This is a genomic window from Streptomyces sp. NPDC042371 (assembly GCF_056437465.1).
Genome location: NZ_JBWKAP010000001.1, coordinates 803,535 through 829,100 on the forward strand (window position 1 = coordinate 803,535; position 25,566 = coordinate 829,100).

Below are 25,566 nucleotides of genomic sequence, written 5' to 3' on the forward strand. Positions count from 1 at the left end.
ACTTACGGAAATGTCTTAGCTGTAACTATTTACAACACGCGAAAGGCGGACCCGCTTCCCGATCATCGGGAAGAAAGGTCCGCCTTCGCAGAACTCGCTCGACGAGCGCCCAGTCAGTCAGTGAAGACGGACTCAGACGACCGGAACGATGTTCACGACCTTGCGGCCGCGGTGGGTACCGAACTCCACCGCACCCGCGGCCAGCGCGAACAGGGTGTCGTCCTTGCCACGGCCGACGCCGGAGCCCGGGTGGAAGTGGGTGCCACGCTGGCGGACCAGGATCTCACCGGCGTTGACGGCCTGACCGCCGAAGCGCTTCACGCCGAGCCGCTGAGCATTGGAATCGCGCCCGTTCCGAGTGGACGATGCGCCCTTCTTGTGTGCCATCTTGTCTCAGTCCCTTACTTCGCAGCCGTGGGGATACCGGTGATCTTGATCGCCGTGTACTGCTGACGGTGACCCTGACGACGGCGGTAGCCGGTCTTGTTCTTGTAGCGAAGGATGTCGATCTTCGCGCCCTTGTGGTGGTCCACGACCTCGGCCTGGACCTTGATGCCGGCCAGCACCCACGGGTCGCTGGTCACAGCGTCGCCGTCGACAACGAGCAGGGTCGAGAGCTCGACCGTGTCGCCAACCTTGGCAGTGGAAATCTTGTCAACCTCAACGATGTCGTCGACAGCAACCTTGTGCTGGCGACCACCGCTGCGCACGATGGCGTACACGCGGATCTCTCTCTCGCTCGGAACGGGACCCCCGCAGTCCAGCCGCCCGCGCAAGCGGAACGGCCTCTCTCACGACCTGGACCGCATGGCCTGGACCGGGAGAGGAAAAAGGTTTACAGGGGGCGGGCGTGCATAGGAACACGCCGACGGTCTAGGTTACGGGGCCGCCCCGGAAGGGTCAAACCGGCCCCGCCCCCCCCGGTCATCGGACCGGATTCTCACCGTCCGGCGGCAGCGGCTTGACGCCCTTGCACAGGTCCGTCTTGTCGGCGCTGCCCGGCCAGGCCACGGCCCGCGTGCGGTCGAAGTGCGAGCGGTACGTGTTGTGCACCGAGTCGTCGTCGATCTTGACGATCGCCTCGTCGTTCTCGCGCAGCGCCGGCGCCGTGTAGTTCTGCGAGCCGGTGAAGGAGACCTTGTTCCGCTTGCCGTCGTACATGCCGTCGACGAGCAGGTACTTCGAGTGGATGATGTACGGCGTCGTGAGGCGGGTGCCGGGGTGCAGCGGGTCCCGGTCGTCGTTGTAGCAGCGCATGGACGGGCCGCCCGCCTTGTGTAGCTGCTCCCAGGTGCCCGGGGTGCCGTTCTGGCTCTTGGCGCTGTCCGTCTCCGCGTACAGGATGCTCACCGAGCAGCCCGCCTTCTTCAGCGAGACGAGCTTGTCGGCGATCTGCTTCCGCGTGATCTTGAAGATCGCGGCGCGGACCTTGGTGTGCTGCGTGGTGCCCGCGGTGTCCTTGTACGTGCACTTCACGTTGTTCAGGACCGAGTACATGGTGTCGGTCTCGTTGACCGTGCCGTTGCGCGGGAAGAAGTACGCCTTGTAGCGGCCGCTGCTGACCGTGCGGTAGTCCCAGTCCGCCCAGCGCTTGCCGAGCATGTCGGTGAAGTAGTCCGCGTACGCGTCGTACATCGCGGGGTTGTTCGGCAGCAGCAGCGCGTCGTTGAAGAACTTGGTGTGCGCCGACGGCGTCGAGTTCGACGTGGTCTGCACGACCACGTCCTTGGCGCCCTCGACCTCCGAGAACAGCCAGAACTTGTTGTGCATGATCGATTTGCCGTACCGCGGGTCGCCCAGGCAGGACTTCCCGGCCGGGCAGAGCGACACGAACGACGTCTTGCTCTTGTCCGTGCCGAGCGCCGTCTTCAGCGTGTTGTACGAGGTGTTCGTGGGCCGGTCGCTCTTGCTGGTCTCGTCGAGCAGCATCTGCACGTGCACGCCGCGGTTCTTGGCGTCGACGAGCGCGTCCACGACCGACGCCTCCCACACGTGGTAGACCGCGACCTTGATGGTCGAGCCCGGCACCGCGGAGTTCGTCAGCTCGATCAGGCGGGCCCGGATCGCGTACTGCCCGTCGACGTCGCCCTTCGGGTCGTTGAAGATCGGCCCTTCCGTCCAGGTCGGCCCGGGGTCCGCCGAAGCGGCCCCGACGGAGCCCACGGCCTGGATCCCTGCCGCCGAAAGGACCGTGGCCAGTGCCACTGCCTGGCGGCCGCCCTTGACCGGTTTCACGGCACGGTGTCGCCCCGTGCCCCTCAGGCGCCCGTGCGCCATCTGTCATCCCTCCCCCGGACGCGGGCACGCAGTCTCCCCAAACGCGTGCTTACGTCCCCGTTCATTTATCAGACCTCATGAGTTTTACAGGTACACCCTTGAGCTCCAAGTCCGGGGCGACCCGCTTCATGCTTTCGAGCTGTAGTGACCCGTTTGCCGGACACAGCGGTGCCCCCTGCCCGGCGAGAACGCCGTGCAGGGGGCACCGGTGTGCGAAGGGGTCAGGCCCCGTCGGCGCTCGCGGAGACGCCGGACGGCGTCTGCTCCGCCGCCGCGGCCTTCTTCGCCGTCGCCTTCGTCGCCTTCTTGGCCGTCGTCTTCTTGGCGGCCGTCTTCTTGGCCGCGGTCTTCTTGGCGGCCGTCTTCTTCGCGGGCGCCTTCTTGGCCGCCGTCTTGCGCGCCGTCTTCTTGGCCGGAGCGGCTTCCTCGGCGGGCGCCTCGGTCTCCGTCACGGCCTTCTCGGCGGGCTGCTCGGCGGCCTTGTCCGCGGGCTTCTCGGCCGACGGGACCACCGTGACGGCCGCGTCCGCGGCCGACGCGGTCGGCGCGGTGGCCTTGCGCACCGCACGACGGCGGGCACGCGGCGGCGCGGCGTCGGCGACGGGCGCCTCCGCCACGGGCTCGGCCACCGGCTCGGCGACCTGCTCCGCCTTCGGCGCCTCCGCCACGACGACCTCGGTGGCCTCGGGCTCAGCGGCCTTCGGCGAACCGGCGGGCGACGTCGCCTTGCGGACCGCACGACGGCGCGTACGTCCCTTCGGCGCGGCGTCGTCCACCGGAGCCTCCGGAGCCGCTGCGACCCCGTCGTGCGCCTCGTGCGCCGCCTCGACGGCCGCGGGGGTGCCCACCATCGGGTCCTCGGCGGCCGGGGCCTCCGTGCGGGCGACGTCGGACTCGACGACCGGCACCTCGGCGGCCTTGGCCTCCGCCTTCGCGGCCCGCTCCGCCTTCTCGGCGGCCTTGGCCTTCTTGCCCGACTTCTTCGCGCCCTTGGGAGCGTCGGCCTTCGGGGCCTCCGAGGCCTCCGACACGGGTGCGGTCTCCGCGCGGGGAGCGCCCGCGGGAGCCGACGCGCGACGGGTCGCGCGACGCCGCGAACGGCCACGGGACGACATCGCCGCCTCGGCCTCGGCCGCGCTGCTGTAGAGCTCCTCGTCCGCGACGAACTCGGGCTCGGGCAGCGCCACCGGAGCGGCCGCCTCGGCCGCGACCTCAGCTGCGGTCTCGGTCTCCGGCTCGGCCGGGCCGTCCGCCGTCTCCACCTCGTGCGTGTGCTCGTGACCGTGGTCCTGCTGGTCCGAGCCGCCACGGCCGCGCTTCTTGCGCTTGCCGCCGCCACCGACGGAGGTCGGCTGCTCCATGTGCACGATGACGCCACGGCCGTTGCAGTGGACGCAGGTCTCGGAGAAGGACTCCAGGAGGCCCTGTCCGACGCGCTTGCGGGTCATCTGGACCAGGCCGAGCGAGGTGACCTCGGCGACCTGGTGCTTGGTCCGGTCCCGGCCCAGGCACTCCAGGAGACGGCGCAGGACCAGGTCCCTGTTCGACTCCAGGACCATGTCGATGAAGTCGATGACGACGATGCCGCCGAGGTCGCGCAGGCGCAGCTGGCGCACGATCTCCTCGGCCGCTTCGAGGTTGTTCCTCGTCACGGTCTCTTCGAGGTTGCCGCCCTGCCCGGTGAACTTGCCGGTGTTGACGTCGACGACGATCATCGCCTCGGTCTTGTCGATCACCAGCGAGCCGCCGCTCGGCAGCCAGACCTTGCGGTCCAGGGCCTTGGCGAGCTGCTCGTCGATCCGGTACGTCGCGAAGACGTCGACCTCGGACGTCCACTTGGAGAGGCGGTCCGCCAGGTCGGGCGCGACGTGCGAGACGTATCCGTGGATGGTCTGCCACGCCTCGTCACCGCTGACGATGACCTTGGAGAAGTCCTCGTTGAAGATGTCGCGGACGACGCGGACGGTCATGTCCGGCTCGCCGTAGAGCAGGCTCGGCGAGCTCGTCGAGGCCGCCTTCGCCTTCTTCTGGATGTCCTCCCACTGCTGCTGCAGACGCTCGACGTCGCGGCGCAGCTCGTCCTCGCTCGCGCCCTCGGCCGCGGTGCGCACGATGACGCCCGCGTCCTCGGGGACGATCTTCTTGAGGATGGTCTTCAGACGCGCGCGCTCGGTGTCGGGCAGCTTGCGGCTGATGCCGGTCATCGAGCCCTCGGGCACGTACACCAGGTAGCGGCCAGGCAGCGAGACCTGGCTGGTCAGGCGGGCGCCCTTGTGGCCGATCGGGTCCTTCGTGACCTGCACGAGGACCGACTGGCCGGACTTCAGGGCGGACTCGATGCGCCGGGGGCCGTTGGCCATCCCGAGCGCCTCGAAGTTGACCTCACCGGCGTACAGGACGGCGTTGCGGCCCTTGCCGATGTCGATGAACGCGGCCTCCATGGACGGCAGCACGTTCTGGACCTTGCCCAGGTAGACGTTGCCGACGTACGAGGTGGCCTGCTCCTTGTTGACGTAGTGCTCGACGAGCACGTTGTCCTCGAGGACGCCGATCTGGGTGCGCTCGCCGTTCTGGCGGACGACCATCACGCGCTCGACGGCCTCGCGGCGGGCCAGGAACTCGGCCTCGGTGATGATCGGGACGCGGCGGCGGCCCTGCTCGCGGCCCTCGCGGCGGCGCTGCTTCTTGGCCTCCAGGCGGGTCGAGCCCTTGATGGACTGGACCTCGTCGGCGCCGGTGCCGAGCTCGCGCTCTTCCTTCTTGCGCGGCTCACGGACCTTGACGACCGTGCGCTCCGGGTCGCTGTCGCCCGGCTCGCCCTCGGCGGAGTCACCGGCACGGCGACGGCGACGACGGCGGCGACGGCTGCTGCTGGAACCGCCGGACTCCGAAGCCGACTCCTCGGCGTCGTCGGACTCCTCGGCGTCCTGCTCGGCGTCGTCGGACGCCTCGTCGGACCGCTCCGCCTGCTCGGCGTCGTCGTCGGACTCGCCCGACGCGTCGTTCTGCTCGTTGTCCTGGTCGGCGGAGTCACCGCGGCGACGGCGACGGCCACCGCGACGGCGACGGCGGCCCTGGCGCTCGCCGGACTCCTCCGTGTCGTCGTCGGAGTCGGCCTGCTCGGCGGCGGCCTCTTCGGGCTCGTCGGCCTGCTGCTCCTCGACGGCGGCCTTGACGGGCTCGCGCTCCTCGGCGGCAGCGGGCTGCTCGTCCGCGGCGCGACGGCGGCGGCGACGGCGCGGGGTCGTCTCCTCCTCGGCGACGGGGGCGGGCGCGGCAGCGGGGGCGGGCTCGGCGGGCGTCTCCTCCGCGGCCTCGGCGGCGGCCGCCGCGGCGGCGCGCTCCGGGGTCTGGAACATCGGCTCGGCGAACACGGGGGCCTGGAAGACGGCGACGGCGGGGCGGGCGTTCTTGCGGCCGCCGTCCTCGCCTGATTCCTCGGCGCGCTGCGCCTTGCGGGCCTTGTGACCGGACGGCGCGGAGAAGCCGGTGGCCGCGGTCTTGCGGGTGGCGCGACGGCGACGGCCGCGGGGCGCGTCGTCCTCGGCGGCGTCGGCTTCCTCGACCTGAGGCTTCTCGGCCGGGGCCTGCTCGGCGGCGGCGGGCTGCTCGGCGAGCTTCGCGGCCACCTCCTTCTCGGCGGCCTTCGGGGCACCGGCGGGAGCGGAGGCACCACGGGTGGCACGACGGCGCGTACGCCCCTTCGGCGCATCTTCCTCGACGACCGGCTGAGCCTTCGCGGGAGCCTCATCGACGACGGCAGCGGTCTCCTCGACGGCGGCCTGCGGCTCGTCGGCGGGAGCGGAGGCGCCACGGGTGGCGCGACGGCGCGTACGCCCCTTCGGCGCGTCCTCCTCGGCAACCGGCTGGGCCTTCGCGGGAGCCTCGTCGACAGCGACAGCGGCGGCCGTCTCATCGGCGGCGGCCTGCGGCGCACCGGCGGGAGCCGAGGCGCGACGGGTCGCACGACGGCGCGCACGCGGCGCGGGGGCCTCGACGACCTCGGCGGCTGCCGTTTCCTCGGCTTCCTCGGCAGCCTCAGCCTCGACGGCGGGGGCGGGCGCGGCGGCGGGCTCCGTCGTCTCGGCGGCCTGCGGCGCACCCGCCGGAGCGGAGGCACGGCGGGACGCACGACGGCGCGCACGCGGCGCGGGGGCCTCGGCGGCGTCGGCGGCCTGGGGTGTTGCTGCGCTCTCCGCGGCCTCGGCGGCGGGAGCCTCTTCGGCGGCGGGGGCGGCCGGTATGGCCGACGCGGCGGCTTCGGCGGCGCCCGTCGGCGGGCCCGCCGGACGCGACGCGGCGCGACGCCTGCGGCGCGGCGGCAGGGTGTCGCTGGGGGTGTTGTTGTCCGAGCCCTCAGTGGGTTCGATCGGCTCAAGCATGCGGGCGGTTCTCCCGTCACGCTCCCGGGCGCCGCGCCTGGTCCGGTGATGTCCACGGCTCGCGCTTCATGCGCGGGGCCGCCATCCGGGGGCGTGGGCGCCGCACGGGAGCTCTATGTCTTGTCTCGCCGGTTCCGTACGCCCATGTGCGGACGGCCTGGCGAAAGTCTCGGTCAGTGCGCTGCCCGACCCAGGTGGCTCCCGAGTACGAGGGCTGCGCGGTGACGTACGTCCCTCAGCGGGGGCCTTCCGGCGCCGGCGCCTTCGCGGCGGCAGGTACGGCGGCCGTGGGTGGAGCGGCCGTTTCTGCCTCGCGGTCGGGCGCGAGCGGGTCGGTCACCGTGCCGGTCTCTTCATCGAAAAGCCCCTGCGCCAGCCTGGTCACCGCTGCGGGGACCGGCGGCGCCAGGTCGGCCACAGCTCGGAGACCGGACAGGACGTCGTCAGGTCGTACGGCAGGTGTCACGTGCCGAACAACCAGCCGCAGTATCGCACAGGGCTTGTCGGTCGGCCTATCAGCGTCGTCGGCGGGGAGTCCGCCGTCGACCGCCGTCAGGCTCACCACGGCCTCGCGGGCGTCGAAGGTGCGCATGCCGTTCTTCGTGCGGCGCTGGACCTCGACCTGCTCGGCGGTCGTGAACCGTTCGGCGGCGTGCTGCGCCGCCGCGGGCTCCACGCCGTCCAGGCGCAGCTCCCAGACGGAGGCCGTCAGCCGGTCGGCGAGCCCCGAGGTGCGGGACTCGACGGCGTCGACGATGTCGAGCCCGGGGGGCATCGACTCGTCGAGGAGCTCGCGGAGCTTGTCCGGGTCGCGCGGTGCGGTGAGCGCGATCTCCAGGTACTCGGCCTCACTGCCCGTGCCGGTGGGTGCGGCATTGGCGTACGACACCTTGGGGTGCGGGGTGAACCCCGCCGAGTACGCCATGGGCACCTCGGCGCGGCGCAGCGCACGCTCGAAGGCGCGCTGGAAGTCACGGTGGCTGGTGAACCGGAGGCGGCCGCGCTTGGTGTAGCGCAGTCGGATGCGCTGCACCGCGGGTGCGGGCGGCGGGCCTACGGGCTGTCGCTTGCCCAGTGTCGTCAGTCCTTCATGAGTGCGGTCGTACTGCTGCCTAGAGTACGTGTCTCCGGCGTGTCGGGTTCCCGCCGGGGCACGGGTTGCGGTGCTCCGAAGAGCATCCGTCGTACGTCGGCGCGTGCCTGGCGGACGCTGTTGCGGGCCGAGGCGAGCGCGAGGCGCGTGGTGCGGCCGACGCTGCGGGCGGCCGCGGCGGCGGGGCGCCACACCGCGTCGCGGACGACGTGCCCGATGGGGGTGAGCACCGAGCGGTACGCCCACCGCACCGGCTCGACGAAGATCCACCGAAGGAGGGTGCCGAGGAAGCGGCCCACGACGAGGGAAATGTGCCCGGCGATGCGCCATGCGTGTCCGAAGGCGTCGCCGACCTCCCGCGCGACGACGGCGAAGGCCCGCCCGACGGGGGCGAGCACCCAGCGCCACAAGGCGACGACGGGCACGACGAAGATCCAGCGGAACAGCGTCGCGACGCCGTGCCCGAGCGGCGTCAGCGCGGCCTCGTACAGCCACACCACGGGCACCACGACCAGCGTCCGCACCAGCCAGGCGATCCCGATCGCGACCGGCACGACCACGTACCGCCACAGGCCCACCCACGGCCACACGAACACGGCCTTGCCCAGCCACACCAGGGCGATCCGGAGGCCGTGCCCGAGCGGGGTCAACACGTGCGCGTAGAGCCAGGCGGCGGGGATGACGAGCAGGACCCGGCCGAGCCAGGCGATGCCGCGGCCGATCGGGGTCAGCACGCGCGCGTAGAGCCACGCCAGGGGGACGACGAACAGCGTGCGGCCCAGCCAGCCGAGGGCCTTGCCGACCGGCGCGAGCACATACCGCCACAGGGCCACCCACGGCCAGACGAAGACCGCCTTGCCCAGCCACGTCAGCACCGCGCCGATGCCACGCCCGACGGGGCGCAGCGCGTTGCGGTACAGGAAGCTGCCGCACACGGCGAGCGCGTCCCACACCAGGCGCACGGGGACGACGAGCACGAGCACGACGATGCGCACCGGGATGCGGATCGCGACGGCGAGACACCCTTCGGCCTGCGCGGGCGCCATGGGCTGCGCGGGCTGCACGGCGGGCGCCACGGGCTGCCCTGCCTGTGCGTCAGGCCGTTTTTCCAGGTCCATGTTGTCCTAGACGCGCGCGGCGCCGGTTCGGATCCAGTACCGCAGTTTCCCGCTCCGCTCGTCCTCGAACGTGCCGCCCGCCGCCTCGATGACCTTGCGCGAGCCGATGTTGTCGGTGTCGCAGGTCACCAGGACGGATTGCAGGCCGAGTTCGGCGGCGTACGGGAGGCAGGCGCGCAGCATGTCGGTGGCGTGGCCGCGGCGTCGGGCGGTGGGCCTGACGTCGTAGCCGATGTGGCCGCCGTACTCGCGCAGGAAGCGGGTGGCGACGGTGTGGCGGACGGAGATGCGGCCGAAGTAGTCGGCGCCGTCGACGTACCAGAGGGTCGTGACGGGGACGGCCAGCGGCGCGGCGGGGTGGGCGGCGGCGCGGACCTCGGCGACGTACGCCTCGAAGACCGCACGGTCGCGCCATCGCGTGCCGTAGTCCCGCAGGGTGGCGCCGAGCGTCGTGTCGTCGTCCGGCCCGCCCTGCCCTTCGGCCCGGAGCTCCTCCATCGCGGCGATGAAGGAGCGGTGCACCAGGCCGGTGGGCGGGGCGAGTCGGGGCAACGGAGGTCCGGTGCTACTTCACGACCGTGAGCGGCAGGAGCTTCTTGCCGGTGGGGCCGATCTGGATCTCGGTCTGCATCTGCGGGCAGACGCCGCAGTCGAAGCACGGCGTCCAGCGGCAGTCCTCGACCTCGGTCTCGTCGAGCGAGTCCTGCCAGTCCTCCCAGAGCCAGTCCTTGTCGAGGCCGGAGTCCAGGTGGTCCCAGGGCAGCACCTCTTCGTAGGTGCGCTCGCGCGTCGTGTACCAGTCGACGTCGACGCCCACCTCGGGCAGCGTCTTCTCGGCGCACCGCATCCAGCGCTCGTACGAGAAGTGCTCACGCCAGCCGTCGAAGCGGCCGCCCTCTTCGTACACCGCGCGGATGACGGCGCCGACGCGGCGGTCGCCGCGCGAGAGCAGGCCCTCGACGATGCCGGGCTTGCCGTCGTGGTAGCGGAAGCCGATCGAGCGGCCGTACTTCTTGTCGCCGCGGATCTTGTCGCGGAGCTTCAGGAGACGGGCGTCCGTGTCCTCGGCCGACAGCTGCGGAGCCCACTGGAAGGGCGTGTGCGGCTTGGGCACGAAGCCGCCGATCGACACCGTGGCACGGATGTCGTTCGATCCCGAGGCCTCGCGGCCCTTCTGGATGACCTTCGTCGCCATGTCGGCGATCTGCAGGACGTCCTCGTCGGTCTCGGTGGGCAGGCCGCACATGAAGTACAGCTTCACCTGGCGCCAGCCGTTGCCGTACGCGGTCGAGACGGTGCGGATGAGGTCGTCCTCGGACACCATCTTGTTGATGACCTTGCGCATGCGCTCGGAGCCGCCCTCGGGGGCGAAGGTCAGGCCCGACCTGCGGCCGTTCCTGGTCAGCTCGTTGGCGAGGTCCACGTTGAAGGCGTCGACGCGGGTCGAGGGGAGGGACAGGCCGATCTTGTCCTCCTCGTACCGGTCGGCGAGGCCCTTGGCGACGTCGGCGATCTCGCTGTGGTCCGCGGAGGAGAGCGAGAGCAGGCCGACCTCTTCGAAGCCGGTCGCCTTGAGACCCTTGTCGACCATGTCGCCGATGCCGGTGATGCTTCGCTCCCGCACGGGGCGCGTGATCATGCCGGCCTGGCAGAAACGGCAGCCACGGGTACAGCCGCGGAAGATCTCCACGGACATGCGCTCGTGGACGGTCTCGGCGAGCGGGACGAGGGGCTGCTTGGGGTAGGGCCACTCGTCGAGGTCCATGACGGTGTGCTTGGACACGCGCCACGGCACGCCGCTGCGGTTGGGGACGACGCGGCCGATGCGGCCGTCCGGGAGGTACTCGACGTCGTAGAACCCCGGGACGTAGACCGAGCCGGTCCTGGCGAGGCGGAAGAGGACCTCCTCGCGGCCGCCGGGGCGGCCCTCGGCCTTCCAGGTGCGGATGATCTCCGTCATGTCGAGCACGGCCTGCTCGCCGTCGCCGATGATCGCGGCGTCGATGAACTCGGCGATCGGCTCGGGGTTGAAGGCGGCGTGACCGCCGGCGAGGACGATCGGGTCCTCGACGGTGCGGTCCTTGGCCTCCAGCGGGATGCCCGCGAGATCGAGGGCGGTGAGCATGTTCGTGTAGCCGAGCTCGGTGGAGAAGCTCAGGCCGAACACGTCGAAGGCGCCGACCGGGCGGTGCGAGTCGACGGTGAACTGGGGGACCTGGTGCTCGCGCATCAGGGCCTCGAGGTCCGGCCACACGCTGTAGGTGCGCTCGGCGAGCACGCCCTCGCGCTCGTTGAGGACCTCGTAGAGGATCATGACGCCCTGGTTGGGCAGCCCCACCTCGTACGCGTCGGGGTACATGAGCGCCCAGCGGACATCGCAGGATTCCCACGGCTTGACGGTGGAGTTCAGCTCACCGCCGACGTACTGGATGGGCTTCTGCACATGCGGGAGCAGAGCTTCGAGCTGTGGGAAGACCGACTCGGCAGACATCGCGAACCTTCATGAGCTGGCAGGGGTGACCATCAAGCGTACCCCGGCGTTCAGCCACCCAGCGCCGACCGCACTTTCGCCCGGGACGCCTCGGCCCACACCTCGGGCAGCTCCCGCTCGCGATCCCGGCCCGCAGCCTCCTCCTGGCCGTACAGCAGGCCCCAGGTGAACGCGGATTCCCCGGCCAGATGCGCCTGGATGGCGAGGGCGCGCAGGGCCTCGCGCGCGACGACGCTGTCCTGGTGGTCGCCGAGCACCTTCTGCACGGACTTCATCCGCTTGGCGAACCGCTTGGCGGGCTTGCCGAGCGCGGGGGTCGCCGCCTCGCCCGCGTACCGGGCGCGCTTGGCGGCCTTGCGGGCGTCGTGCAGGGCGAGGTCGCGCTCGTGGCCCGGGGGCAGGTCCAGGGCGTGCTCGACGCGGATGGCCAGGCGGGCGTAGTCCTTGAGGGCCGCCTTGGTCAGGATCTGCTCCGGCGGCCGGGGGGCCGCGGGGCGCAGCGGGGGCGCGGCCAGCAGGGCGTCAAGGGTGTCCAGGAGGGCGAGGTAGCGCTTGCTGTCCAGGACGGCGACCGTCCTGCGCCGGGAGCCCGCGCTGCGGGCCACGGTCCAGATGCGCAGCCGTCCGCGCACCGGGCCGAGGAGGAGGGTCCGCGGCAGGGCGCCGATGCGGCCGGTGAGGCGCTCGGTGAGGACTTCCTGGTCGCGGTCGACGCCCAGCTCGGCGGCGAGCCACTTGAGTTCGTCGCCGACGGGATCGGTGACGGTCCGGTCGAGGATCTTCCGGTACGACTTGAAGGCGCTGCGCATCCGGCGGGTGGCGACCCGCATCTGGTGCACGGAGTCGGGCAGGTCGCGGCGGACGGCGGGGTCGAGCGAGAGGAGGGCGTCGCGCTGGGCGAGGAGGTGGGCGAGGACGTGGTCGCCCGCGGTGACGGGGGTGTCGTCCTTGAGGTGGACGACGGCGTGGCCCGTGCCCTCTTCGTCGGTCCAGTGGGTCCCGGGGTCCGCGGGCGCCGTCGTCCGCAGCGCCCGGCCCAGCTTGGAGGGCCACATCGAGCGCCGTACGCCCGCTTTCCGCAGCTTCTTGTCGACCTTGTCGAGGAGTTTCGGGTCGCCGTCGTCGGCGAGCTCGACCTCCAGCTCGGACCAGCCGATCCGCTCCCCGCCGGGGGTGCACCGCTCCGCGCGCACCGCGTCGAGGCTGACCTCGGCGAGCATCGTGCCCTTCTCGTCGACGAGGTGCCGCACGTGGCGCGAGGTCTCCAGGCGCAGCAGCGGCACCAGTTCGGCCTCGCGCACCCTGGCGCGTACGAGACCGAGCAGCGCGCGCGGCACCGCGTCGGAGAGCGGCGCCTGGACCTCGTCCCGCACGCCCTCCGCGAGCGAAACCGGAAGCTTCAGGTGCCAGCCCGCGTCGTGGCCCCCCGTGCGGCGCCGCAGCGTGATCGAGGCCGCGGCGAGACGCTCGTCGGGGGTGTCCCAGTAGACGGCGTCCAGTTCCGCCGTGCCTCTGTCCACGACGTCCGTGACCCCGGTGACCCCGGAGAGGTCGGGCAGCTCGGTGCCCGCAGTGACGTCGTACTTCCGCTCGATCTCGCGCTTCGTCTCCGCCATGAACTGAATCTAGACGCGAAAGACGAAGGCAAACATGCCTGCGGCAGCCCTAGGGTCTGTCCGATGGGTCGGCGCGGCGTCTGGCACGCACTCCCCCAAGGCCTGAAAGGCCAGGGGGGACCCCCATGCCGCGTTGCCGAAATGCCCTAGTAGCTCCGCTACGAGGGCCTTCCGGCGCCTTGCGATCGCACGCACCAGACGCCGCTCCTTGCTCCACGCCGACCCATCGGACAGACCCTAGGCCGACATCGGCCGTTGCACCTTGATCGACTGCAATAGCCCGACCGCCACCCAGACCGCGAACATCGACGTGCCTCCGTACGAGACGAAGGGCAGCGGAAGGCCCGCGACCGGCATGATGCCGAGGGTCATCCCGATGTTCTCGAAGGCCTGGAAGGCGAACCACGCGATGATTCCGGCGGCCACGATGGTGCCGTAGAGCTCGGTGGTCTCGCGTGCGATGCGGCAGGCGCGCCACAGGACGATGCCGAGCAGGACCAGGATCGCGCCCGCGCCCATGAAGCCGAGCTCCTCGCCCGCCACGGTGAAGACGAAGTCGGTCTGCTGTTCGGGGACGAACTGGCCGGTGGTCTGGGAGCCCTTGGTCAGGCCGGTGCCGGTCAGGCCGCCGGAGCCGATGGCGATGCGGGCCTGGTTGGTGTTGTAGCCGACGCCCGCCGGGTCGAGTGCGGGGTTGGCGAAGGCCGCGAAGCGGGCGATCTGGTAGTCGTCCAGGATGCCGAGCTGCCATATGGCGACGCCGCCCAGGGCGCCCGCGCCGAGCAGGCCGAGGACCCAGCGGTTGGAGGCGCCGGAGGCCAGCAGGACGCCGAGCACGATCATCACCATCACCATGACCGAGCCCAGGTCGGGCATCAGCATGACGATCATGATCGGCACGGCGGCGAGGCCGAGCGCCTGCAGCACCGTGCGGTGGTCGGGGTGCTCCTTGTCGCCCGCGTCGACGCGGGCGGCGAGCAGCATGGCCATGCCCAGGATGATCGTGATCTTGCAGAACTCGGACGGCTGGAGCGACTGGCCCGCGATCACGATCCACGCGTGGGCGCCGTTGATCGTCGCGCCGAGCGGGGTCAGGACGAGCAGCACCAGGAAGACCGAGACGCCGTAGAGGATCGGCACCGCGGTGCGCAGGGTGCGGTGGCCGAGCCAGACCGTGGCCGCCATCAGGGCGAGGCCGACGCCGACGTTGATGATGTGCTTGATCAGGAAGGCGTACGGGTCGTCGCCGACGAGTTCCGTGCGGTTGCGGGTCGCCGAGTAGACGAGCGCGGAGCCGATCATGGAGAGCGCGAGGGCGCAGAGCAGTATCACCCAGTCGAGCCTGCGCACCACCGAGTCGCGGGCGAGGAGCCGCGACATTCCGGAGCGCTCCGGGCCGTACCCAGAGACGGAGAAGCCACTGCCGGTCATCAGTCACGCCTCCAGTTGGCCGGGGCACCGGCCAGCTCCTGCTGCCCGGCCGGCGGCTTGGGCGCCTCGGGCTTGTACGGCTTGATCTTCGGGGAGTCGATGGAGCCGTCGGTCTGGATCTTCGGCAGGTTCTTCTCCGGCTCGGGCAGCAGGGCCTTCTTCAGGTTCTGCTTGCCGTCGTCGTCCAGGCCGTAGATCGCGTTGTAGATCTTGCGGACGGCGGGTCCCGAGGCACCGGAACCCGTACCGCCCTGGGCGATGGTCATGACGATCGAGTAGTCCTTGGTGTACGTCGCGAACCACGAGGTGGTCTGCTTGCCGTAGACCTCGGCGGTACCCGTCTTGGCGTGCATCGGGATCTTGTCCTGCGGCCAGCCCTGGAACCGCCAGGCGGCCGTACCGCGGGTCGCGACGTCCGCGAGGGCACCGTCTATGTCCTTCTGGAGCGCCGCGTCCATCGGCAGCTTGCCGTGCGACTTCGGCTTGATCTCCTCGACCTGCTTGCCGTCCGCGCTGACGATCGCCTTGCCGACGGTGGGGTTGTACATGGTGCCGCCGTTGGCGATGCCGGAGTAGATCGACGCCATCTGTATCGGCGTGACGAGGGTGTCGCCCTGTCCGATGGAGTAGTTGACGGAGTCACCGGCGCGCATCTTCATGCCTTCGAGGCAGTTCTCGTACGCGATGCGCTCGGCGTACTCGCCGCCCTTCTTGCCCTGCTTGCACCAGGCGTCCTTGTTGGCCTTCCAGTAGTCCTTCTTCCACTGGCGGTCGGGGACGCGGCCGGTGACCTCGTTGGGGAGGTCGATGCCGGTCTCCTTGCCGAGGCCGAACTCGTGGGCGGTCCGGTAGAACCAGTCCTTGGGGTCCTTCTTCGGCTTGTTCCCGCCGTCCTTGGCCCACTGGTCGTGCGACAGCTTGTAGAAGACGGTGTCGCAGGAGACCTCGAGGGCCTGGCCGAGGGTGATCGAGCCGTGGCCCTTGGACTCGAAGTTCTTGAAGGTCTGGCCGCCGATGGAGTACGAGCTGGGGCACGGGTAGCTGCCGTTGAACCGGTATCCGGCCCGGACCGCCGCGGTCGTCGGGATGACCTTGAAGATGGAGCCGGGGGCCGCCTGGCCCTGGATGGCGCGGTTCAGGAGCGGGTAGTTGGACTGCTTGCCGGTGAGCCGGGAGTAGTCCTTGCCGGAGATGCCGCCGACCCAGGCGTTCGGGTCGTACGTCGGGTTGGAGGCCATGGAGACGACGCGCCCCGTCTTGTTCTCCATGACGACGACGGCGCCCGCGTCGGCCTTGTAGTTCTCGCCGGTGTTCTTGTCGAACTCGTGGCGGGCCTTCTTCATCGCGTCGTTCAGCCAGTACTCGGAGACGGCCTGCACGCGCGCGTCGATGCTCGTCACGACGTTCGCGCCGGGCTTCGCGTCGTCCGACTCGGCCTCGCCGATGACGCGGCCGAGGTTGTCGACCTCGTAGCGGGTCACGCCCGCCTTGCCGCGCAGCTGCTTGTCGTACGTCCGCTCCAGGCCGGAGCGGCCGACCTGGTCGGAGCGGAGGAACGGCGAGTCCGTGTTCTCGGCCTTCTTGATCTCCTCGTCCGTGACGGGCGAGAGGTAGCCGAGGACCTGGGCGGTGTTGGACTTGCCGGGGGCCGCGTACCGCCGGACGGCCGTGGGCTCGGCGGTGATGCCGGGGAAGTCCTCGGAGCGCTCACGGATCTGCAGGGCCTGCTTGGGCGTGGCCTCGTCGGTGATCGGGATGGGCTGGTACGGCGAGCCGTTCCAGCAGGGCTGCGGCGTCTTGGCGTCGCAGAGGCGGACCTTGCCCTCGACGTCCTCGGGCTTCATGTCGAGGACGTCGGCGAGCTTGGTGAGGACCGCCTTGCCGTCGTCCTTCATCTTCATCAGGTCGGTGCGGGACGCGGAGACGACGAGCCGGGTCTCGTTGTCGGCGATCGGCACTCCGCGGGCGTCCAGGATCGAGCCGCGCACTGCGGGCTGGACGACCTGCTGGACGTGGTTGCCGGAGGCCTCCTCCGCGTACTCGTCGCCGTTGCGGATCTGGAGGTACCAGAGGCGGCCGCCGAGGGTGAGCAGGAGGGAGACGACGAGGATCTGGATGATGATGAGGCGGATCTGGACCCGTGGGGTCCGTCCCGTCTCGGGGATGTTGGTCACTGGTGCCTCCCCCTCTCAGTGTGCGTACGGGCAGTACGTGTACACGCTCAAGCTGTGCGTCCGCGCAGCCGGGTGCGGGGCCAGCCGAGTGGCACTCACAGGCGCTTGACCCCCTTGATGCGTCCGGCGCGGGCGACGCGGGCCTTGGCCGCCTTCGCCCGCAGGCCGCCGCGCTGGTTGCCGATGCGCAGTCCGGTGCCGGACGAGAGCCAGCCGGACGAGACGTCGGCCGCCTTGTTGGCCGGTGAGCTCTCCCCCAGCGGGTCGTTGTCGGCGCGCCGGGCCAGCGCGATGATCAGCGGCACGGTGAAGGGCGCGAGCAGCAGGTCGTAGAGCGCGGCGGTGAACAGGAGCCCGACCAGGCCCACATGGCGGGCGGCGGTGTCCCCGACGAGGGAGCCGACGCCCGCGTACAGCAGCGTCGAGCCGATGGCGGCGCCGACGACCACGACGAGCGGCCCGGTGGCGGAGCGGAGACGGCCGCCGTCGGGCTTGGCGAGGCCCGCGAGATAGCCGATGACGCAGAGCACCAGCGCGTACCGCCCGGCGGCGTGGTCGGCGGGCGGCGCCAGGTCGGCCAGGAGGCCCGCGCCGAAGCCGACGAGGGCGCCGCCGACGTGGCCGTAGACCAGGGCGAGGCCGAGGACGGTGAGCAGGACGAGGTCCGGGACCGCGCCCGGCAGCTGCAGCCTGGCCAGGACGCTGACCTGGACGACCAGGGCGACGACGACGAGGGTGGCGGACAGCAGGATTCGGTTGAAGCGCATGAGTCCGGTCTCCTACTGCTCGTCGTTGCCGTTGTCGGCGCCGTCGGCCTGGGGCCGGCCCGACGGGGTGGCCGTGACGGTCACCGTCGGGGTCGGCTTGGGCTTTTCGGGCTTCTTCGGCAGCACCGTGTCGCGCGGGTCCTCACGGGGCGCTTCGACGACGACTCCGACGATGTCGAGCTTGGTGAACCCGACGTACGGCTTCACGTAGACGTTGCGGGTGAGGTCGCCGCCCGAGGGGTCGACGCGGACGATCTCGCCGACCGGGACGCCCGGCACGAACGGCTTGTCCTTGCGCGAGCCGAAGGTCACCAGGCGGTCGCCCTTCTTCACCTTGGCCTTGCCGTTGAGCAGCTGGACGGAGAGCGGACGGTCGCCCTGTCCGGTCGCGAAGCCGAGCTCGTCGGTCCTCTCCATGCGGGTGCCGACGGTGAAGTCGGGGTCGTTGGCGAGCAGGACGGTCGCGGTGTTCGGGCCGACCGTGGTGACGCGGCCCACCAGGCCGTCGCCGTTCAGGACGGTCATGTCGCGCTTGAGTCCGTCGTTCGCACCGGCGTCGATGGTGACGGTCCAGGAGAAGCCCTGGGCCGCTCCTATGCCGATGACCTCGGCGCCCTTGATGCCGTACTGTCCGGCGCCCGCCGTCTTCAGCATGCTGTCGAGCTGGCGCACCCGGCTGCGGTTGCGGTCGTCGCTGCCGAGCTTGGCCTTCAGCGCGGCGTTCTGGCGCTCCAGGTCGGCGATGCGGTTGTGGCGCTCACCGGAGTCGCGCACCGCGCCGATCGCGTTGCCGATCGGGTCGACGGCGGAGGACATGCCCTCCTCGACCGGCCCGAAGACGGTGGCTGCGGCTTGGCGGGCACCGTCGACCGGTGAGTCCTCGCCGCCGCGGATGTCCACCGTGATCAAAGCGAACGCGATGGCTACCAGCAGCACCAGGAGCAGCCGGCTCTCTCGTGTGTCCCTCACGTGCGGCGGCGTGCCTTCCTCAATCGGATTCCGTGGAGTCTGCGGGATCCACGGGCTTCTGGGGAATTGTCGTGCCTTGCCTCTATATCAACGATCCGCCGCACGAGTTGGCAGGCACTCGTACGGCGGATCTTCGCGCGTCAGATCATCTGCGCGGCTGGGCGTCCAGCACCTGCTGCAACGCCTCGAACTCCTCGACACACTTGCCGGAGCCGAGCGCCACGCTGTCCAGCGGGTCCTCGGCGATGTGGATCGGCATGCCGGTCTCCCGGCGCAGCCGCTCGTCGAGGCCGCGCAGCAGGGCGCCGCCACCGGTGAGAACGATGCCGCGGTCCATGACGTCACCCGAAAGCTCGGGCGGGCACTTGTCGAGGGTGGTCTTGACCGCGTCCACGATCGCGTTGACCGGCTCCTCGATGGCCTTGCGGACCTCGGCGGCGGAGATGACGACGGTCTTGGGCAGCCCGGAGACCAGATCCCGGCCGCGGATCTCGGTGTGCTCGTCGGCGTCCATGTCGTACGCCGAGCCGATGGTGATCTTGATCTGTTCGGCGGTGCGCTCGCCGAGGAGGAGGGAGTACTCCTTCTTGATGTGCTGGATGATCGCGTTGTCCAGCTCGTCGCCGGCGACGCGGATCGACTGTGCCGTGACGATTCCGCCGAGGCTGATGACCGCGACCTCGGTGGTGCCGCCGCCGATGTCCACCACCATGTTGCCCGTGGCCTCGTGGACCGGCAGGCCGGAACCGATGGCCGCGGCCATGGGCTCCTCGATGATGTGCACCTGGCGCGCGCCGGCCTGCGAGGAGGCCTCGATGACGGCGCGGCGCTCGACGCCCGTGATGCCGGAGGGCACGCAGACGACGACGCGCGGGCGGGCGAGGTAGCGCCGCTTGTGGATCTTCAGGATGAAGTAGCGGAGCATGCGCTCGGTGATCTCGAAGTCGGCGATGACGCCGTCCTTCAGCGGACGCACCGCAACGATGTTGCCGGGCGTGCGCCCGATCATCTTCTTCGCTTCGGCGCCGACCGCGAGAATGCCACCGGTGTTGGTGTTGATCGCGACGACGGACGGCTCGTTGAGTACGATCCCCCGACCCCTGACGTACACCAGCGTGTTGGCGGTCCCGAGGTCGACAGCCATGTCACGGCCGATGAACGACATGTTGTTCCCCATGAGGATGCGTCTGGCCTTCCCTAGTGGAGCGTGTGATGGCTTTTTAGGTAGGCGAGGTGGGTGCTGTGTGGCAGTGGAGGCTTCCATCGTAGTCTCGGCTGCGCGAACACGGCGCTAGGGTCTTCGCCATTGTCAGCAGATGATGGGCCGCCTCGCTCTTGGAGACGTGCCATCGGAGGCACGGGTTCCCCCAATTGGGGCGCATATGCCAAAGGACGGCCGAATTCCTTCGGCCGTCCATGGCTGGAACAGCGCGCTCCTGACTCGGGGTCAGGAGACTGTGCGTCGGGCTAGACGACACCCGGGAAGAAGATCTTGAGCTCGCGCTCCGCGGACTCCTCGGAGTCCGAGGCGTGGATCAGGTTCTCCCGGACGATCGAGCCGAAGTCTCCGCGGATCGATCCCGGCGCCGCGGCGATCGGGTCGGTCGGCCCGGCGAGCGCGCGCACGCCCTCGATGACCCGCTCGCCCTCGACGACGAGCGCGACGACGGGACCGGACGACATGAAGGCGACCAGCGGCTCGTAGAAGGGCTTGCCCTTGTGCTCGCCGTAGTGCTGCTCCAGGGTGTCCTGGTCCAGGGAACGCAGCTCCAGCGCGGAGATCGTCCAGCCCGCCTTGCGCTCGATGCGGCCGATGATCTCGCCGATCAGGCCACGACGGACGGCGTCGGGCTTCAGCAGGACGAGGGTGCGCTGGCTCATGTGCGGCTCCAAGAGGTGTTCGTACGATCTTTGCGATCGGGTGGGATTGCGCCGCACGATACCGGGGTCGGCTACGCCGCGTTACCTCCGGCCTCCGGCTGCCCCTCCGCCATGGCCGCGAAGCGTGCCTTCGCCTCGTCGATCTTGCGGCCGAAGTGCACCGAAGCCCACCAGATGGCGGCGAAAACGGCACCCAGGAAGAACATCGTCGGCACCACGAAGCCGCTCGCGATCAGCGCGACCTGGAGGGCCCAGCCGAGCTGCACCCCGCCCGGTCGCGTGATCATCCCGCAGAGCAGCAGGCTCAGCAGCATCGCGATGCCGCAGACCGTCCAGACCGTGCCCATGGACAGGTCGTCGTCCTTCATGGCGACCAGACCCGCGAAGCCGATCACGAAGAACTCGCCGATCAGCGTCGAAGCACAGAGCGTACGCACAGGAAATCAGCCTCTCCCCAGGAGCAGTCGGGCCTCGCCGACCGTGATGACGGAACCAGTGACGAGGACGCCGCCGCCCGCGAACTCCCCCTCTTCCTCGGCGAGGGTGATCGCCGCCTCGAGGGCGTCGTCCAGGCGCGGCTCGACCTGCACGCGGTCGTCGCCGAAGACCTCGACGGCGAGTCCGGCGAGCGTGTCCGCGTCCATCGCGCGATGGCTTGAGTTCTGCGTGACGACGACCTCGGCGAAGATCGGTTCGAAGGCTTCGAGGAGCCCCTTCACGTCCTTGTCGTCGCTCGCGCCGACCACGCCGATCAGCCGGCTGAAGTCGAAGACCTCGCTGATCGCCGCGGAGGTGGCGCGGGCGCCCGCCGGGTTGTGCGCGGCGTCCAGGACGACGGTGGGCGAACGGCGTACCACCTCGAGACGGCCCGGCGAGGAGACCGTGGCGAACGCCTTGCGGATCGTGTCGATGTCCAGCGGGCGCGCGTGCTGCGAGCCGATGCCGAAGAACGCCTCGACGGCGGCGAGCGCCACCGCGGCGTTGTGCGCCTGGTGCTCGCCGTGCAGCGGCAGGAACACCTCCTCATACTCCCCGCCGAGGCCGCGGAGCGTCAGGAGCTGGCCGCCGACCGCCACCTGGCGGGCGACGACGCCGAACTCCAGGCCCTCGCGGGCGACCGTCGCGTCGACCTCGACGGCCTTCTTCAGGAGGACCTGCGCGGCGTCCACCGGCTGCTGGGCCATGATCACCGTGGCGTCCGGCTTGATGATGCCGGCCTTCTCCTTGGCGATCTCGCCCGGCGTGTTGCCAAGGCGGTCCGTGTGGTCCAGGTCGATGGGGGTGACGACGGCGACGGAGCTGTCGATCACGTTCGTCGCGTCCCAGCTGCCGCCCATGCCGACCTCGACGACGGCCACGTCCACGGGGGCGTCGGCGAAGGCCGCGTACGCCATGCCGGTGAGGACCTCGAAGAAGGAGAGGCGGTACTCCTCCTTGGCGTCCACCAGCTCCACGTACGGCTTGATGTCTTCGTAGGCCTCGACGAAGCGCTCGGCCTCGATGGGGGCGCCGTCCAGGCTGATGCGCTCGGTGATCGACTGGACGTGGGGCGAGGTGTACCGCCCGGTGCGCAGCTCGAAGGCGGAGAGCAGGGCCTCGATCATGCGGGCCGTGGACGTCTTGCCGTTCGTCCCCGTGATGTGGATGGAGGGGTACGCACGCTGGGGCTCACCCAGGACGTCCATCAGCGCGGCGATGCGGCGGACGGAGGGCTCCAGCTTCGTCTCGCCCCAGCGGCCCGCGAGCTCCGTCTCCACCTCACGCAGCGCCCGGTCCACCTCCGGGTCGGTGGGGCGCGCGGGGACGTCGCTCTCGGGCGGGCCCGCCTGGGTGCGCAGGGTGCGGCTGCCCGCCTCGATCACTGCGAGGTCGGGGTCACGGTCCGTCTCGGCTTCGACGATCTCGTCGAAGGGGTCGGCGTCGGCGGGGCGGTCGGGATGGTCGTCGCGCGCGGGGAGATCACTCACGTACGCCAGTCTACGGAGCGCCACCGACACGCGCGGTCCGGACCGCCCCCTCGCGGTCCGGGACCTTCGTCGGGACCTTAGGCCCGTCCGATTCGGGACCTTGGTCCCTCCGCTTCGGGAAGCCACCGGGCAAACTTGGCGATCATGGACATAGGTATCGACCTCGGCACTGCGAACACCCTCCTCTATGTGCGCGGCAAGGGGATCGTGCTCAACGAGCCGTCGGTGGTCGCCGTACGGGCGGACAAGGGCGGCAAGAGCGGGGTGCTCGCCGTGGGGGCGGAGGCCAAGGAGACCATCGGGCGGACGCCCGGGTCCATCACCGCCATCCGCCCGCTGCGCGACGGCGTGATCAGTGACTACGAAGCCGCCGAGGAGCTGATCCGGCACTTCGTGCGCAAGGCCGTGCCGGGGCGCCGCCCCCGTACGCGCATGGTCGTCTGTGTGCCGAGCGGCGTCACGCCCGTCGAGCGGCGCGCGATCGTGCACGCCTCGCAGCGGGCCGGGGCACGGGCCGTGCACCTGGTCGAGGAGCCGATGGCGGCGGCGATCGGCGCGGGTCTGCCCGTCGCCGAGCCCCGCGGGTCGATGGTCGTCGACATCGGCGGCGGCACGACGGAGGTCGCGGTGATCTCCCTGGGCGGCATCGTCACGGCCCAGTCGCTGCGGGTGGGCGGCGACCGGCTCGACGCGGCCATCACGGACTTCGTCCGCAAGGAGCACGCGCTGCTCATCGGCGAGCGCACCGCCGAGGACATCAAGGTCGGCATCGGGTCGGCGTGGCCGGTGCCGGGCGAGGACGCCCTGGAGATGCGGACGTTCACCGTGCGGGGCCGGGAGAAGGTGGGCGGGCTGCCGAAGACGCTCGACCTGACGGCACGTGAGGTGCGGGCCGCGCTGGACGAGCCCGTCGAGCAGATCATCGCGGCCGTGAAGACGACCCTGGAGGAGTGCCCGCCGGAGCTGTCCGGCGACATCATGGAGCACGGGATCGTGCTGACGGGCGGGGGTGCGCTGCTGCCGGGCCTCGATCTGCGGATCGCCTCCGCGACGGGGATCCCGGTGTTCGTGGCCGATGATCCGCTGGACAGCGTCGCCATGGGGTGCGGGAAGTGTGTCGAGGACTTCGACGGGCTTGAGCGGGTGATGTCGGCGGCTTAGGGGGCCGGGGGCGCTGGGAGCTGCGCCCGGGTGCGGTTGTGGGGCGGGGACGCGGGGGTATGTACGTACTCGCTATCCCTGCGGCGGAGTTTGATGTTTCTGGGCGCCATCGTGTGCTCGGTGCTCCGTGCGCACATACCCCCGCGCCCCCTCGCGTCTCCTTCGCGGGTGCCGGGCGGCTTGTGCTCGGGGCCTTAGGACAGTTCGCCTGCGGAGAGGGTTGCCTTTACCTCGTACGTCGTTGCCTTTGGGCCCGCCTGGAACGTGCCGCCCACCGCTCTGATCCGTTCCGCCATGCCCGTCGTGCCCGTGCCTGCGGAGATCGGGGCGGAGGGTGGGGCCGTGGTGGGGAGCGGGTTGCTGACGGTGATCTTCAGGCGGCCGTCCTTCAGGGCCACTCGGACGGAGACCAGCTCGCCCGGCGCGTGCTTCGCCGCGTTCGTCAGGCACTCCTGGACCACCCGGTGCACGGCGGCCTGGCGGAGCGGGGAGAGGCGGTAGGCCGCCCCGTCGATGAGGAGGTCGACGGGGCTGCCCGCGTGGCCGCTGCGCTCGGCGAGTTCGGGGAGCGCGGCGAGGCCGGGCGTCGGGGCGCCGTCCGTGCCGCGCTGCACGATGATCTCGTTCAGCATCCGGTGCGCACTGCGCGCCGTCTCCGACAGCTCGTCGAAGTCGTCCTCGAAGGGCCCGCCCTCGGCCCTGCGCGCCAGCACCTGGGAGCGCACGCTCAGCAGCGTCAGCTCGCGCCCCACGAAGTCGTGCACGTCCCGCGCGATGCGGGTGCGCTCCCGCTGCACCGCGTGCAGCGTGTCCGTCTCCACGCGCTGCGCCGCCAGCGCCCGGACCAGGTCCTGCCGGTTCGCGGCGACACCGACGCCCGCCGCGAGCACACCGATCGGGACGACCAGGCTGGAGAACTCGCCCAGCGTGTCCCCCCGGTGCACCGGCCAGCCGGGCAGGTTGAACATCACGTACGCGAACGCGACGTACCCGACGACGCCGAGGGCGCCCGCGAGGCGGCCCCGGTAGCGCCCCAGGGAGTAGAGCGCGAACTGGGCGAGCGTCAGCTCGTGCAGCCAGCTCAGGTAGAAGAGCGCTACCGCGAACGTCAGCCAGGGCGCCCTGCGGCGCACCAGCAGCGAGGACGCACCGGCCGCGAGGGCCAGCACGGCGAGTGGGCCGTTCAGGGAGTTGTCCGCCTCGGCCAGGCCGGGGACGTCCAGGCTCATCAGCGCGAACGCGCTCAGCGCGGTGAGGACGTCCAGGGCGCGGGGCTCCCTCGACCAGCGCCCGCCGAGGCGGGCGGCCGTGGCCGCCGCCTGGCGGATCGCCTGGGCGGCGGGCAGGGTGCGCATGCTCTCCATCATCCAAGGTCTTTCGGCCCGTTTCACTGGACTTACGTCCTTGTTTTGGTGATTTGCCGCACCCCGGAGCTTTGCGGATGAACACGGTCGAACCACTTGGTGTGCACACAACGGGTGTATTAACGGGTGCATTCTCGGCGCGGCTGCCCCGCCCCGGCGCGTGCCGGGGGTCAAATCGGACCATGTGGTATGCCCAGAATCCCGCCAGGCGGACCCATCAGCTCGCCGGTGACGCCGGGGTCCTCCTGTGGACCGCGCTGTGGGCCACCGCGGCCGTCGTCGCGTACAGGCTGGCCTGTCTGCTCGCCCTCCCCCGCGCCCTGCAGCAGCACAACGCACCGCTCCCGCTGGTCGGCGGACGCGTCGACACCGCGCTGCGGCGCATCGCGGGCGCCGTCGACGCCATGGACCCGGTGACCGTACGGACCGCCGTGGCCGTGGGCGCCGTCGCCCTCTTCGTCGTCCCCGTCGGCCTCGTCCTCGGCGCGTGGCTGCCGCGTCGGCTGCGCTGGATCCGGCAGGCGGGCGCCGCCCGTGACCTCGCCGCCTCCGACGACGGCCGCGAACTGCTCGCCCTGCGCTCCCTGCTCAGGCCCCTGCACGAGGTCGCCCTCACCGCGTCGGAGATCCCGGACGCGACGCCCGGCAGCCTCGCCTGGGGCTGGCGGCACGGCGACCCCGAGACGCTGGACGCGCTGGCCGAGGCGGAGCTGGAGCGGCTCGGCCTCGACTTCGCGCCGCATCAGGCGGTGCCGGGTCCCTTGGTACGCCCGGTCCCGGCCCAGGCCACGGAGGGCGTGGAGGCCGCCGGGGCCACGGGGATCGTTGGGACCGCCGGGGCGTCCGAAGTCGTCACCGACCCGATCGGCTAGCGC

At 70.8% G+C, this 25,566-nt stretch carries 20 protein-coding genes; 2 read left to right on the plus strand and 18 right to left on the minus strand.

Features of this window, described 5'->3' with window-relative positions; translation table 11 throughout:
- Window positions 1-132: 132 nt before the first annotated feature.
- The 17 genes from rpmA to folC all read right to left on the minus strand — a co-directional run bounded on the left by rpmA (window position 133) and on the right by folC (window position 22,166).
- Window positions 133-387: a 50S ribosomal protein L27 gene (gene rpmA / locus AC068B_RS03570; RefSeq protein WP_356262476.1), complete on the minus strand. Its 255-nt coding sequence runs from the start codon at window positions 385-387 to the stop codon at window positions 133-135.
- A 14-nt stretch (window positions 388-401) separates the two neighbouring features.
- Complete coding sequence (gene rplU / locus AC068B_RS03575; RefSeq protein WP_055566950.1) at window positions 402-722, minus strand: 50S ribosomal protein L21; 321 nt, start codon at window positions 720-722, stop codon at window positions 402-404.
- A gap of 202 nt (window positions 723-924) precedes the next feature.
- Window positions 925-2,235 carry a phospholipase D-like domain-containing protein gene (locus tag AC068B_RS03580; protein WP_478668720.1) on the minus strand — a complete coding sequence of 437 codons (1,311 nt, stop codon included), beginning with the start codon at window positions 2,233-2,235 and terminating at the stop codon, window positions 925-927.
- A 263-nt stretch (window positions 2,236-2,498) separates the two neighbouring features.
- Window positions 2,499-6,659 (minus strand): Rne/Rng family ribonuclease, encoded by a 4,161-nt coding sequence (locus AC068B_RS03585; RefSeq protein ID WP_478668722.1) that lies wholly within the window; start codon window positions 6,657-6,659, stop codon window positions 2,499-2,501.
- A gap of 235 nt (window positions 6,660-6,894) precedes the next feature.
- The gene (locus AC068B_RS03590; protein WP_478668723.1) at window positions 6,895-7,692 is read right to left on the minus strand and encodes a TIGR03936 family radical SAM-associated protein; all 798 of its coding nucleotides are present in this window, start codon (window positions 7,690-7,692) and stop codon (window positions 6,895-6,897) included.
- 47 nt (window positions 7,693-7,739) lie between these two features.
- Window positions 7,740-8,870, minus strand: coding sequence for a hypothetical protein (locus tag AC068B_RS03595; RefSeq protein WP_478668724.1), 1,131 nt, complete (start codon window positions 8,868-8,870; stop codon window positions 7,740-7,742).
- 6 nt (window positions 8,871-8,876) lie between these two features.
- The gene (locus AC068B_RS03600) at window positions 8,877-9,422 is read right to left on the minus strand and encodes a GNAT family N-acetyltransferase (protein ID WP_478668726.1); all 546 of its coding nucleotides are present in this window, start codon (window positions 9,420-9,422) and stop codon (window positions 8,877-8,879) included.
- A 13-nt stretch (window positions 9,423-9,435) separates the two neighbouring features.
- Window positions 9,436-11,361: a TIGR03960 family B12-binding radical SAM protein gene (locus tag AC068B_RS03605; protein WP_478668727.1), complete on the minus strand. Its 1,926-nt coding sequence runs from the start codon at window positions 11,359-11,361 to the stop codon at window positions 9,436-9,438.
- Window positions 11,362-11,411: 50 nt separating this feature from the next.
- Complete coding sequence (locus tag AC068B_RS03610) at window positions 11,412-12,977, minus strand: CYTH and CHAD domain-containing protein (RefSeq protein WP_478668728.1); 1,566 nt, start codon at window positions 12,975-12,977, stop codon at window positions 11,412-11,414.
- 237 nt (window positions 12,978-13,214) lie between these two features.
- Window positions 13,215-14,408 (minus strand): rod shape-determining protein RodA, encoded by a 1,194-nt coding sequence (gene rodA / locus AC068B_RS03615; RefSeq protein WP_356262499.1) that lies wholly within the window; start codon window positions 14,406-14,408, stop codon window positions 13,215-13,217.
- Window positions 14,408-16,582, minus strand: a complete 2,175-nt coding sequence (gene mrdA, locus AC068B_RS03620; RefSeq protein ID WP_478668730.1) for a penicillin-binding protein 2 — start codon at window positions 16,580-16,582, stop codon at window positions 14,408-14,410. The genes rodA and mrdA overlap by 1 nt, the downstream gene beginning before the upstream one ends.
- Window positions 16,583-16,677: 95 nt before the next feature.
- Window positions 16,678-17,349 carry a rod shape-determining protein MreD gene (mreD, locus tag AC068B_RS03625; protein WP_356262505.1) on the minus strand — a complete coding sequence of 224 codons (672 nt, stop codon included), beginning with the start codon at window positions 17,347-17,349 and terminating at the stop codon, window positions 16,678-16,680.
- Window positions 17,350-17,361: 12 nt separating this feature from the next.
- The gene (mreC, locus tag AC068B_RS03630) at window positions 17,362-18,318 is read right to left on the minus strand and encodes a rod shape-determining protein MreC (protein ID WP_478668731.1); all 957 of its coding nucleotides are present in this window, start codon (window positions 18,316-18,318) and stop codon (window positions 17,362-17,364) included.
- 145 nt (window positions 18,319-18,463) lie between these two features.
- Window positions 18,464-19,483 carry a rod shape-determining protein gene (locus AC068B_RS03635; protein WP_030362602.1) on the minus strand — a complete coding sequence of 340 codons (1,020 nt, stop codon included), beginning with the start codon at window positions 19,481-19,483 and terminating at the stop codon, window positions 18,464-18,466.
- Between the two features lie 302 nt (window positions 19,484-19,785).
- Entirely contained in the window at window positions 19,786-20,199 is a 414-nt protein-coding gene (ndk, locus tag AC068B_RS03640; protein ID WP_055566960.1) for a nucleoside-diphosphate kinase, read from the minus strand.
- 71 nt (window positions 20,200-20,270) lie between these two features.
- Window positions 20,271-20,636: a DUF4233 domain-containing protein gene (locus AC068B_RS03645; protein WP_356262512.1), complete on the minus strand. Its 366-nt coding sequence runs from the start codon at window positions 20,634-20,636 to the stop codon at window positions 20,271-20,273.
- Between the two features lie 6 nt (window positions 20,637-20,642).
- Complete coding sequence (folC, locus tag AC068B_RS03650; RefSeq protein WP_478668733.1) at window positions 20,643-22,166, minus strand: bifunctional tetrahydrofolate synthase/dihydrofolate synthase; 1,524 nt, start codon at window positions 22,164-22,166, stop codon at window positions 20,643-20,645.
- Window positions 22,167-22,310: 144 nt separating this feature from the next.
- On the opposite strand from folC, the gene AC068B_RS03655 reads away from it, so the two are divergent.
- Window positions 22,311-23,327 carry a rod shape-determining protein gene (locus tag AC068B_RS03655; RefSeq protein WP_356262518.1) on the plus strand — a complete coding sequence of 339 codons (1,017 nt, stop codon included), beginning with the start codon at window positions 22,311-22,313 and terminating at the stop codon, window positions 23,325-23,327.
- 194 nt (window positions 23,328-23,521) lie between these two features.
- Here AC068B_RS03655 and AC068B_RS03660 read toward each other — a convergent pair whose 3' ends face one another.
- Window positions 23,522-24,682: a sensor histidine kinase gene (locus AC068B_RS03660; protein ID WP_478668735.1), complete on the minus strand. Its 1,161-nt coding sequence runs from the start codon at window positions 24,680-24,682 to the stop codon at window positions 23,522-23,524.
- A 191-nt stretch (window positions 24,683-24,873) separates the two neighbouring features.
- Between AC068B_RS03660 and AC068B_RS03665 the strand changes: the two genes are divergently transcribed.
- Entirely contained in the window at window positions 24,874-25,563 is a 690-nt protein-coding gene (locus tag AC068B_RS03665; RefSeq protein ID WP_478668737.1) for a hypothetical protein, read from the plus strand.
- Window positions 25,564-25,566 lie beyond the last annotated feature (3 nt).